Genomic DNA, 12,514 nt, shown 5'->3' on the forward strand with positions numbered 1-12,514 from the left:
GTAAGGAATACGGAATTTTACTACGCTAGATAGATGCGGTTAGAGAACACTAAATGTTAAACGTTAACCGCTTGCGGCTGCAAGATATATTTAAAATCCCGATAAATTCACTTGTGGCAAAAGCCGCAAGTGTAATACCCATCTTGGTTGGCGGCTTGGTGCTAATTGGCTGGTGGCTTGAAATTGAAGTTTTCAAGCGCGGCTTTCCTGGTAGTCCCGCGACGATGAAAGTCAATACAGCGTTGTGTTTTGTACTGTCTGGTTTATCATTGTGGTTGTTTTTAAAAGCAGGGAATAAAGGGAAAAGAACAATTCAAAACTACCCTGACTCTTCGACCTTTCGACTTGTCGACTTCCCTACTCTGGTAATTTCAAGGGTCTGTGCAATAGCTGTCACCACAATTGCTGCACTTACACTGTGTGAATATCTGTTCGGCTGGAATCTGGGTATTGATGAGATGCTGTTCCTGGATTCGCCAACTAGTATGACAACATTGTACCCGGGACGAATGGGGGTAAACACAGCATTTAACTTTATCCTAGTCAGCGTTGCCCTACAGATTCTGATTAATCCAAAAAACCACCGTAGTTATTGGTCTGCTCAGATTATCGCTCTGATCGCTACTTTAATTTCCTTGCAGGCGCTCATGGGCTATGCCTACAAAGTGAAAGTTCTTTACGGAGTTGCCCCTTATACAACATCGATGGCTCTACATACGGCGGTGTTGTTCATTTTGCTAAGTATAGGTATTCTGTGGGCGCGGGCAGAACAGGGGTTAATGAGGGTAGTTACAAGTGATACTTATGGTGGATTACTGGCACGTCGTTTGTTGGTTGCTGCGATCGCAGTACCTTTTATATTAGGGTGGGTAATTGTTGAAGGTCAACGCGCAGGACAATACGATCCGGCTTTTGCAGTATCAGTGTTTGCGATCGTCCTGATTGTGATTTTTACTATTTTGATTTGGCAAAGTGCCAGGGTGATTGAACGCCTTAGCCATCAACGCGACCTCGCCCAAGAAGCACTAAGAACCTACGAAGATAAATTGGGGAGTTTCGTAGATTCTAATGTCATTGGTATTCTATTTGGCGATGTGTATGGCGGTATCCACCAGGCAAACGACGAATATCTCAGGATGATTGGTTACACGCGGGAGGATTTGTCAACGGGTAGGTTAAGTTGGAGCAATATCACACCACCTGAATATCGATACTTGGATCAGCGAGGTGTCGCCGAAGCACAAAAAAACACTAACGCTACTTGTACGCCCTACGAGAAAGAATATATTCGCAAGGATGGTAGCCGCATCCCGGTTTTAGTTGGTTACGTGCTGTTAGGAGAAAAGCGGGAAGAGTCAGTAGCATTTATCCTCGACTTGAGCGAACGTAAGCTTGCAGAAACAGAGCAACAAAAATTAGTATCGCTGGTAGAAAATAGCTCTGACTTTATCGGCATTGCCACCCTTGAGGGTCAATTACTCTATATAAATGATGCAGGTCAAAAACTGGTAGGACTTGCTAGCCTTGAAGAAGTGAGGCAAAAAGTAGTATTAGATTACTTCATGCCCAAAGACAAAACCTATTTTCAAAAATATATACTGCCGACTGTACTATCAGAAGGTCGCTGGCAGGGAGAATTCTGCTTTCGGCATCTTCAAACAGGTCAACCAATACCAGTTGATTACAATATCTTCACTGTTACAGACAACAACACAGGTCAGCCAATTGCCTTAGCAACTGTGACTCGTAACATCAGCGAACAAAAAAAGGCTAAAGAAAAAATCTTACAACTAAACAAGGATCTACAGCGCCGTATTACTGAGTTACAAACTTTGTTGGAGGTAATTCCCATTGGAATTGGCATTGCCGAAGATCCACTATGCCAAAATATCAAGGTAAACCCTGCTTTGGCCAAGCAGTTGGGGATATCGTCAAATACAAATGCCTCTCTCAATGTTCCTAGTGATCAAAAATCTACAACCTTCAAAATCTACCGAGAGGGAAGGGAACTGTCAGAAGAGGAACTGCCAATGCAATACTCTGCTGCTCATGGTGTCGAAGTTGTGGATTGTGAACTTGAGGTAGTCCATGAAAATGGAAAAATTGTCAACCTGTTGGAGTACGTTGCACCTCTGTTTGATGAAGAGGGTAAAACTAGAGGAAGCGTTGGTGCATTTTTAGATATTACGGAGCGCAAACAGGCAGAAGAAATACTTCTAAATCAGCAAAAATGGCTGGAGGATGTATTAAATCTGATGCCAAGACCTTTGCTGTTTATCGAACCAGGAACGGCGCGGGTAACTTTTGCAAATCGCTCTGCTAATGAATTAGCTGGGGGCGAATTTCCTAAAGGTGTACCAGCTGAAGATTATCACACAGCTTACCACTATACAGATGCGGCAGGCGATCGCATTCCCAATGAACAAATGCCAGGAGTGCGGGTTGCCCTTGGTGAACGTCTCAATGGATTAGAAGTAGATTGGCACACTCCTAATGGTGTGCGTTCTCTACTGATATTTGCTGATACCTTGCCAGCAATGCACGGTCATCCGGCTACCTGTATCTTGGTGTTCCAAGAGATTAGCAACCTCAAACAGGCAGAAAAAGCACTCTCGTTAGGTTACAAAAGACTAAAGCTACTATTTGACACAGCCAACGATTTACTCTCAAGCCAAGAACCAGTACTACTAATCGATAGCGTCTACCGAAAACTAAGAGAGCAAATTGGAATAGAAGTTTATTTGAACTATTTGGTTGAGGATAACTCTCAAGTAATGCGGTTGGGGTCTTACAGTGGTATTTCCCAAGAACTGGCCAAGGAAATCGAGTCGCCGGGATTTGGGGAAACGGTTTGCGGTACTGTAGCTCAAAACCGTTGTGCAATAGCTCTAGAGAATGTGCAGCAATCAACTGACCCCAAAACAGAATTGCTTCGTTCTTTAGGTATTACTGCTTATTATAGTTATCCGTTGATTGCCCAAGGACGATTGTTGGGTACTCTTTCTTTTGGCAGCCGGACTCGGTTAAGCTTTACCGAGAATCAAAAGGGGATGATGCAAGCAGTATGCGACCAAATAGCGATCGCAATGGAACGTGCTAGTTTAATTGCTTATTTGCAAAAGCAAACTGAGCAGTTGCAAGAGGCGAACCGTATGAAAGATGAATTTTTGGGAATATTGTCTCACGAATTGCGATCGCCCCTCAATGCAATTTTGGGCTGGGCGCAACTCCTACAACGAAGCAAGCTGAGTGAAAGCCAAATAGCTAAGGCTACGGAGACAATTGAGCGCAATGCTAAGGCGCAAACCCAGCTAATTGAAGACTTACTAGATATATCGCGGATGATTAGAGGCAAGTTACGCCTCAATGTCCGTACTTGTAATTTGGTTCCAATGATTGAGTCGAGCCTAGAGACTGTTAGCCTAGCCGCTCAATCCAAGGAAATCGATTTAAGATTTTCCATCATTCCCTCAAAAGAAACGCGAAATTCAGATTTGGGATTAGAAATCAATCACGAAAATGTTGAATCAAGAGAAGCACAATCCCAAAGCAATCAACGTTCAAAGGACAGCAGCGAAAATTCCCAATTCCTAGTTTCCGGTGATTTTGAGCGTTTGCAGCAAATTATCTGGAATTTGCTATCTAATGCCATCAAATTTACACCCACAGGTGGACAGGTAGAGTTGCAATTGTCAGTGGTAACTGGCGAAGAAAAAGAACATATAACAGAGAAATATGCTCAAATTCAGGTGATTGACACAGGCATTGGTATTAGCCCTGATTTTCTCCCTTACGTCTTTGATCGCTTTCGTCAAGCTGATAGTTCTAACACTAGATCATACGGTGGATTAGGACTAGGATTAGCGATCGTGCGTCATTTAGTAGAATTACATGGTGGTACTGTTCAGGTAGATAGTCCAGGTAAAGATCAAGGAGCAACATTTACAGTCAAGTTGCCACTTTTGAAAAGTCATCTATTCACAGTCTCGCAGCCTCTCCCCGTTGCCTCTTCTCCTCTTCACTTCGTCTCCCTGCTTGGTGTGCGGGTAGTGGTTGTAGATGACCAAACCGATAGCCGTGAATTTATCACCACAGTTCTCGAACAGTGCCAAGCCGAAGTTAAAGCAGTGGCATCAGTTCAAGAAGCATTGCAGGTAATTACAGAATGGAAACCAGATGTTTTAGTCAGTGACATTGGTATGCCCAATGAGGATGGTTACTCTTTGATCCGCAAACTGCGATCGCGATCGCCAGAACAAGGGGGAAATATTCCCGCAGCAGCATTGACAGCTTATGCTAGGGCAGAGGATCGGATGCGAGCTATACAAGAAGGTTATCAGCTACATTTACCCAAACCTATTGAAGCGGCTGAGTTGGCTACAGTAGTCGCTAGCCTTGTTGGACGGACTTAGACAGAATTGGGCATTGGGAAAAATTCTTGCTAACTCCTGTATACCCTTTTTTGCTAATTAGGACTAATACCATTTCTTTGTGAGGCTGCGCCAAACCCTTTTAACTTCTTTCTTTGTGTCCTTTGCGGTTCGTTTTTCTTTCTTTTACTTATGGTTTAGCGCATTGGGAAAATATCTAACTATTGGAAAAATAAACCAAAACAGAAAGAGCGGCTGTGCAATTCAGCGAAGATTATTTTTACTCATAATACTCAGAAAGCGAAACAAGAAGGATACATATCAATACTGCTCGGTTAAGCATTTTTAACTCGGAATCGGGTTTGGGGAAAAGGTTAAAGGGTAAGGGTTAAGGGTTTTTTCTTTCCCTTTTCCCTTTCCCCTTTTCCCCTTAACCGAGAAGTATTGGGATACATATAAGAAAGCGCTCTCCTGAAGTAGGAGAGCGCCTTTCTTATTTAGCTAATTGAGTTAATGCTTGAGAATTAACCGTTGATAGCAGGAGCAGAAAGAGCAACAGGAGCAGATTCAGCAGATGCCAAATCTAGAGGGAAGTTGTGAGCGTTACGCTCGTGCATTACTTCCATACCGAGGTTAGCGCGGTTGATTACATCCGCCCAAGTTGCAATCACACGACCTTCAGAGTCAATGATTGATTGGTTGAAGTTGAAACCGTTCAAGTTGAACGCCATTGTGCTTACACCCAAGGCGGTGAACCAAATTCCGATTACAGGCCATGCTGCGAGGAAGAAGTGCAGTGAACGGCTGTTGTTGAAAGAAGCGTATTGGAAGATTAGACGACCGAAGTAGCCGTGAGCTGCAACGATGTTGTAGGTTTCTTCTTCTTGACCGAATTTGTAACCGTAGTTTTGTGATTCGGTTTCAGTTGTTTCACGAACCAAAGATGAGGTTACTAGTGAACCGTGCATTGCAGAGAACAAGCTTCCGCCGAATACACCAGCTACACCTAGTTGGTGGAAGGGGTGCATCAAGATGTTGTGTTCTGCTTGGAACACGATCATGAAGTTGAATGTTCCTGAGATACCCAAAGGCATACCGTCAGAGAATGAACCTTGTCCGATGGGGTATACCAAGAAGACTGCGGTTGCTGCTGCTACTGGAGCAGAATATGCGATCGCAATCCAAGGACGCATACCTAAGCGGTAGGATAGTTCCCATTCACGACCTAAGTAGCAGAATACGCCAATCAGGAAGTGGAAAATTACCAATTGGTAAGGACCGCCGTTGTACAACCACTCATCTAAGGATGCTGCTTCCCAAATTGGGTAGAAGTGCAAGCCGATAGCGTTGGAGGAAGGTACTACTGCACCAGAGATGATGTTGTTTCCGTAGATCAAGGAACCTGCTACTGGTTCACGGATACCATCGATGTCTACTGGAGGTGCGGCGATGAAGGCGATTACGAAGCAAGCGGTAGCAGCTAGCAAGGTGGGGATCATGACTACGCCGAACCAGCCGATGTAGATGCGGTTGTTGGTGCTGGTGATCCATTCACAGAATCGATCCCATACGTTAGCGCTTGAGCGCTGTTGTAAGGTTGTTGTCATTGTTTTATAAGTGCGGTTAGTGATTTATGAATCAGGCAATTTCGTTTTTGCCTGTGAATACACTTTACAATGCTTTACAATTTTTCATCAACTATTTCACTTTTGTAAACCTGATTGAACTCATCAGTTTTACTTATCAAAAGCAAGCCACTATATATTATGTAGAAATTCTGATTTTATTGCCTATTGATCTGGGAACAATAGCTTTGTAGATTACCGCTATTCCAAAAAAAATTAACCCTCGGCTTACCACTGGGGGTTTTTTCTGTTTGGCAAAATGGCATATCTATAAATTAGGCCGTTGCTATGGTATTTGAGTAGGATACATTCCATGCGAAAAAGTACTGACTTGCATTACCCCTGGCTAACTACCAGGGGTTTTTATTGGAACTTTTACTGAGATATTGCACCATTCCCAATAACCGTAAGATTGGCAGCTTAGGGACTTCCAGTAAAAAACATCCCATCCCTGCGTTTGGTTAGGGGCGCAAGACCTGGCACCCTTACAAATATACAAATAATTTTGGATAATTTATTTTTTGGAAGTCCCTTAATATAAGTTGATTTTAGAATTTCGTGCTTTTCTGAATTAATCAGGGATAGCGATTTTTTTTAACTAGGGAAGTGTCAATATAGGCTTATATCGGAGTGAAAAATTAAGTGCAATAAATAACGATGATAGAAGCTAAAAATGTAATTGGTGGAAACCTAGAAGCCTGCTGCACTTCTCCCATGACTGGATTTTACCGCGATGGTTTTTGTCGCACAGGTGGTCAGGATTTCGGATCGCACGTTGTATGCGCCGAAGTGACTGTAGAATTCTTGGAGTTCACCAAATTGCGGGGGAACGACCTAAGCACACCTGTTCCTGATTTTAATTTTCCTGGATTGAAGCCTGGCGATCGCTGGTGTTTGTGTGCTTCTCGCTGGCAAGAAGCTCTCGAAGCAGGTGTTGCTCCACCTGTCGTTCTCTCTGCAACCCATGCTAGAGCTTTGGAAGTGGTTTCTTTAGACGAACTGAGAAAAAATGCCGTAATTTCCTCTTGATCGGTCATTGGCAAAGAGGAGGCAGGAGTTCTTTAATTTTGAATTGATTTCTCTCCCATTCCCCAGTCAAAATCAACTTACTGGAACTTGAACAGGTAGTTTTAATACACTGGCAACCATAGCAATCAATTTAGTGGGGTCTATTGGCTTAGATAAATACTGCTGAAACCCTGCTGAAAGCGCTTCTAAACGATCTTCTTCCCGCGTATATGCAGTTAAAGCGATCGCTGGCATACATCCACCTTTTTCTGGTTCTAAAGAGCGCAGTTTCCGAATTAGTGTATAACCATCCTGCTCCGACATACCGATGTCGCTAATCAGGATATCTGCTTTTGCTTGCTCAAGTACTGCTAATGCTTCATCAACTGATGCTACCGCAGTGGCGATCGCTCCATACTCCTCAAACATAAAACTGAGCAAGTTACGGGTATCTGCTTCGTCATCTACAACTAAAACTTTTAATCCAGCAAGCGGTGTCGATGCCACTGAGGAAGAAATTTCTTCCGTGGCTTCTCTATTTTCCCTATTCCCCCTATTGTCTTGTAGCAGTGGTAGTCTCACTGTAAAGGTTGCTCCCTGTCCACTGCCTGGGCTTTGGGCAAATATTGTACCCTTGTGGAGTTCTACTAAATGGCGGACGATCGCTAACCCTAGTCCTAGTCCATTGTGCGATCGCGTTGTGGTACTGTCTGCTTGCCGGAAACGCTCAAATACTTTCGGTAAGAACTCAGAACTGATGCCTATGCCCGTATCAATAACTTGAATTTGGGCATATTTTTGAGTTATTTGTTGTTCTTCACCACAGACTATTGACAGATTCACTTCTACCCTGCCGCCCTTGGGGGTAAACTTAATGGCATTAGTTAGGAGATTCCATACTATTTGTTGTAACCGCGCTGGATCGCCATAAACTGAACCTACTGAAGTATCTAAGACAGTGTTTAATTGAATCTCTTTTGGCTCTGCTAGGGGACGCACTGCTTCTAAAGCTGCCTCCATGACTGAGATGAGATTTACCGCAGAGACATTTAATCGCAATTGTCCACGGATAATCCGAGATACATCTAAGATATCCTCAATTAGTTGCATCTGCGATATAGCATTGCGTTCAATGGCTTCTAGGGCGCGGGAAGTGGCTTTGTCGTCAAGTTTCTTAGAGCGGAGAATTTTTGACCAACCCAGCATCGAGGTGAGGGGTGTACGAAGTTCATGGGAGAGAACGGCAAGAAACTCATCTTTCATTCGATTTGCGGCTTCTGCTTCTTGCCTTGCGGTCTGTTCTCTAATTACTTGAGCGCGGACTTCTTCTGCTTGCTTGCGTTCAGTAATATCTTCGAGAGTGCCTACATATCCCAGCAGTTCCCCTTGACCAGAAAGCATTGGTGATGAGCGAACCTGAACCCAACGAATGATGCCTTGAGCAGTTTGAAAGCGAAACTCTTCAGAGTAGTCACGACCCTCATAAATATAAGCAGACCAACTAGCAACTGCTCGTTCTCTATCTTCTGGATGAACAGATTCTAGCCAGCTTTTTTCTAAACTCTCTACCGCTTTCAGACCACAAATTATTTGATAGCGAGGATTAGTATATCTACATCCTCCTTCAGTATCAATTTCAAAAATGCCAACGGGTGAACAGGTACTTAGCGATCGCAATCGTTCTTCACTTTGCCTGAGTTCCGCATTCATGGCTACCAGTTGTGCAGCTTGTTGCTTGACAGCTTCTGTTTTCTTAAATAGTTCTACGAATACTGTGACTTTAGAAGTCAAAATATTGGGGTCTAATGGTTTGAGTAAATAATCAACTGCACCCAAGGCATAGCCTTTAAACAGCATTTGGTCGCTGGTGCTAAAGGCAGTAAGAAAGATAATTGGAGTGTGACGCGATCGCCCTCGATTGCGAATCAAGGTAGCAGTTTCAAAGCCATCCATTCCTGGCATTTGTACATCTAGCAAAATCACTGCAAAGTCTTGATGTAGCAGACACCTCAAAGCTTCTTCTCCAGAAGTAGCTCTCACCAAATTCTCTCCCAGTTTTTCCAGGATTGCTTCTAGTGCTAGCAAATTTTCTAGTTTGTCATCCACTAGGAGGATGTTTACTTTGGGTTCCATCTGCATGGGTTTATTTCCGTGATGAGTGACAGAGCTTGACCATTTGGGAAGCTATGTTTGAGAGTGTCAAAATCCAGTCTACTGTAACAGCAGAAATTGCTGCTTCTGGCATAATATCGCTCTCAGCTGTAGTAGGTTCCTGTACGATAGTTATTCCTCCCCGCGCTTTTATTTTCTTAAGACCTTGCATACCATCTTGATTTGCTCCTGTCAATATTACACCAATAACTTGCTCAGTGTAGACATCGGCTGCTGACTCAAACAACACATCAATAGATGGTCTGGCATAAGAAACTGGCTCATCAGTCGAAAGAGCAAAGTGACCTGGTTCAACCAGTAAGTGATAATCTGCTGGAGCTAGATAGATATATCCTGGCAAGATTTCGTCTTTGTCTTCCACTTCTCGAATCGGCAGTGAAGTAGAGTCTTGCAATAATTCCTGGAGTGTGCTGTTAGATTCCTTGTGACGGTGTTGCACGATCGCGATCGGCACTATGAAGTCTGCTGGTAACTTCCCTAGAATAATTTTTAATGCTGACAATCCGCCTAAAGAAGTGCCAATCACCACAATTTTAAACGACACTTGTTTCGTCCTCACACTTGTAGAATGCAGGTTTCAATTTTAGTGTGACTTTATGGCTCATAAAATCCTTTCAGCTTTCTCCCGTAACACCACAGATACTAACTTACCTTGATTCGTATTTATACCAACTAATCAAAATTATATATTTTTGTCATCAACATTACAATTAAAGATTTTCTCATTGTGAAATACTTAACAGAAAAATATTAACATTTAGGGTTTTTAAAATATTTATTAATGCCAGAACCGCTACATTATAAAAATACTTTTTTGCTAAACAATGAACTTTTAAAATTTTAATTATTATTGTTTTGACAATTCATAAAAATTTACTTAAGCTAAAGGATAGGTTAAGCAAATCAACAAACAGCAGCAATTTAGTTTAGCTCCATCAAGAGTTGCTGTTGCAGACTATTGGCATGAGGAAATTAATCACAATCAAAATTATTCCCTGTCGGCAAGCTCACTAGATTTAGCTGCAAAAAGCTAAGACATGATTAAGCGTATTGCACCGCGCACATATTGAACATATTCCGGTCAATTATCGATGGATACTTATGGTGATATTAGTAAGTATCTATCAATCATGAAAGTTTGACCACAGTGCGGTAGATATGTCCAGGAGAAGACAATGCTTGAGTATTTTACATCATTGAACGACCACAATTTGCCTTATCCAGATACGATTCATCCCATCGTTGTCCACTTCGTAATTGCGATGGTGTTGTTTTCCTTTTTCTGTGACGTAGTTGGCTATTTTACTGGTAAATCCAGTCTTTTTGAGGTGAGTTGGTGGAACATGTTAGTTGCTACGATCGCCATTTTCGTAGCGATCATTTTTGGTCAGTTTGAAGCGGGTTTAGCACAACCTTATAGCCTAGCTAAATCGGTGCTAAATTTGCATACGCTGATTGGTTGGTCGCTTTCGGGAATCATCACAGCGATTACAGCTTGGCGCTATGTAATTCGTTCCCGCAATCCGCAAAAAATACCAATTTATTATTTGGGAGCCGGACTAGTTTTAACCCTAATAGTTGGCTTGCAAGTATATCTCGGAGATGAACTTGTTTGGGTGTATGGATTGCATACAGTGCCAGTTGTGGAAGCAGTAAAGGATGGTCTGTTGCGATGAACTCAGAATTAATTGATCAATTGAGCGGCTCTCTAGGCGCAAACGGATTACCTTACACAATTCCCATTCATCCCAACTTAGTCCATCTGACAATAGGTTTGTTCATCATTGGAATGACCTTTGATATTGTCGGTGTTCTATTCCCCTTTGAAAAATGGGTCTTCAAATATTTAGCAATTACTGTGGAACGTCAGAACTTATTTGATGTTGGCTGGTACAACATGCTAGCTGCCAGCATCATCACATTTTTCACAGTGGCAGCAGGTTTTTATGAAATGCTGTTGGCAACACCACCAGCTGATATGAAAAGTGCCTGGGGATTGCAGGCAATGGAAACTATGCTTTGGCATGGTGTAGGTGGTGTGTTCTTATTAGCGCTAATTGTTGTCTTGACCATCTGGAGAGCATGGCAGCGCTTCGTTTGGGCTAAACAAGAATATAAACAGACAGATAGAGAAGTGCAATGGATCTATCTGTTGGCAGGCATAGCAATCATGTTCATTCTGTATGTCCACGGGACACTAGGGGCGCAAATGGCTGCCGAGTTTGGCGTACACAATACAGCAGATAATTTGCTGCGATCGCACCAAGACCTCAACACAATACTCAAATAGTCATTTGTCAATTGTCCTTTGTCATTTGTTTAAAGTTACTAATGACCAATGACCAATGACTAATGACTAATGACCAATGACCAATGACTAATGACCAAAATGACTAATGACCATGAAAATCCAGAAGATTTTAAATATTTTGACGCTGCTTACAGGCGCGATCGCAGTGACTATTACGAGTCTCTGGATCGGGAAGCAGGCTTACTCCTGGCTTCCCCCCCAAGCAGCAGCCGAATCCCTACTAATTGATGATTTGATTAGCTTCTTAGTAACCCTCGGTTCCTTCATCTTCTTGGGAGTCACAAGTACTTTAATGTATTCTGTGATCTTCCATCGGGCAATCAAAGATGACTTCACCGACGGCCCCCCAATTGAAGGTAATATCACCTTAGAAGTTGTCTGGACAGCAATTCCCATTCTTTTAGTGTTGTGGATTGCGGGTTATAGCTATCAAGTTTACGAACAAATGGGAATTCAAGGCCCATCAGAAATAGTTCACCTGCATAATCCATTGGGAATGGAATCGGCTTATGCAGAACCAAAAGATGCACCAGCTAACGCCTTAGCGGAACCTGTCGAAAAAATCGACGTACTAGCTAAACAGTGGGCGTGGGTTTTTCATTACCCAGAAAGAGATATTACCAGCACCGAATTGCATTTACCTAGCGATCGCCGGATACGTTTAGCGCTGAAATCACAAGACGTTCTCCACGGCTTTTATATACCTGCATTTCGCCTCAAGCAGGATATTATTCCTAACCATGCGATCGACTTTGAATTTACTCCCATCCGTCCCGGCAAATACCGATTGACCGATTCTCAATATAGCGGTACATACTTTGCGACGATGCAGGCGAATGTGGTTGTCGAATCTCCTGAAGATTATCAACAGTGGCTAGCACAAGCTGCAACCCAAAAGCCATCCGTAGCAAAAAATCAGGCAGCTTCTGAGTATGCTCAAACATCCAATCAATCAGTCCAAACTGGTTGGGTGACAGTTCCACCTGCTGCACCTCCTCTAGTCAATTCACCTGGTTGAAAGGAAAGTA

9 protein-coding genes are annotated in these 12,514 nt (G+C 42.9%); 6 read left to right on the forward strand and 3 right to left on the reverse strand.

The genetic code is table 11. The features are described 5' to 3' along the window. Positions 1-53: 53 nt before the first annotated feature. The gene (locus tag ACFFRD_RS28150; protein WP_392478904.1) at positions 54-4,412 is read left to right on the forward strand and encodes a PAS domain S-box protein; all 4,359 of its coding nucleotides are present in this window, start codon (positions 54-56) and stop codon (positions 4,410-4,412) included. A gap of 482 nt (positions 4,413-4,894) precedes the next feature. Here ACFFRD_RS28150 and psbA read toward each other — a convergent pair whose 3' ends face one another. Further along, positions 4,895-5,977: a photosystem II q(b) protein gene (gene psbA, locus ACFFRD_RS28155; RefSeq protein ID WP_159402515.1), complete on the reverse strand. Its 1,083-nt coding sequence runs from the start codon at positions 5,975-5,977 to the stop codon at positions 4,895-4,897. A 26-nt stretch (positions 5,978-6,003) separates the two neighbouring features. Between psbA and ACFFRD_RS28160 the strand changes: the two genes are divergently transcribed. Beyond that, positions 6,004-6,189 (forward strand): hypothetical protein, encoded by a 186-nt coding sequence (locus ACFFRD_RS28160; RefSeq protein ID WP_392478906.1) that lies wholly within the window; start codon positions 6,004-6,006, stop codon positions 6,187-6,189. Positions 6,190-6,652: 463 nt separating this feature from the next. Next, positions 6,653-7,024 (forward strand): DUF2237 family protein, encoded by a 372-nt coding sequence (locus ACFFRD_RS28165; protein ID WP_114082202.1) that lies wholly within the window; start codon positions 6,653-6,655, stop codon positions 7,022-7,024. 72 nt (positions 7,025-7,096) lie between these two features. Here the strand turns inward: ACFFRD_RS28165 and ACFFRD_RS28170 are convergent, their stop codons facing one another. Both ACFFRD_RS28170 and ACFFRD_RS28175 read right to left on the reverse strand, forming a co-directional pair. Then, a complete protein-coding gene (locus ACFFRD_RS28170; protein WP_392478909.1) occupies positions 7,097-9,142 on the reverse strand; it encodes a response regulator in 2,046 nt (681 codons plus the stop codon). A gap of 4 nt (positions 9,143-9,146) precedes the next feature. Continuing rightward, positions 9,147-9,719 (reverse strand): chemotaxis protein CheB, encoded by a 573-nt coding sequence (locus ACFFRD_RS28175; protein ID WP_392478910.1) that lies wholly within the window; start codon positions 9,717-9,719, stop codon positions 9,147-9,149. 631 nt (positions 9,720-10,350) lie between these two features. Between ACFFRD_RS28175 and ACFFRD_RS28180 the strand changes: the two genes are divergently transcribed. The 3 genes from ACFFRD_RS28180 to ACFFRD_RS28190 all read left to right on the forward strand — a co-directional run bounded on the left by ACFFRD_RS28180 (position 10,351) and on the right by ACFFRD_RS28190 (position 12,504). Further along, a complete protein-coding gene (locus tag ACFFRD_RS28180; protein WP_114082205.1) occupies positions 10,351-10,851 on the forward strand; it encodes a DUF2231 domain-containing protein in 501 nt (166 codons plus the stop codon). Continuing rightward, a complete protein-coding gene (locus tag ACFFRD_RS28185) occupies positions 10,848-11,465 on the forward strand; it encodes a DUF2231 domain-containing protein (RefSeq protein ID WP_392478912.1) in 618 nt (205 codons plus the stop codon). The genes ACFFRD_RS28180 and ACFFRD_RS28185 overlap by 4 nt, the downstream gene beginning before the upstream one ends. Before the next feature lie 112 nt (positions 11,466-11,577). After that, entirely contained in the window at positions 11,578-12,504 is a 927-nt protein-coding gene (locus ACFFRD_RS28190; RefSeq protein ID WP_392483185.1) for a cytochrome c oxidase subunit II, read from the forward strand. Positions 12,505-12,514: the final 10 nt, after the last annotated feature.

This window comes from Nostoc sp. C110, from assembly GCF_043099725.1.
Lineage (GTDB): Bacteria > Cyanobacteriota > Cyanobacteriia > Cyanobacteriales > Nostocaceae > Nostoc > Nostoc muscorum_A.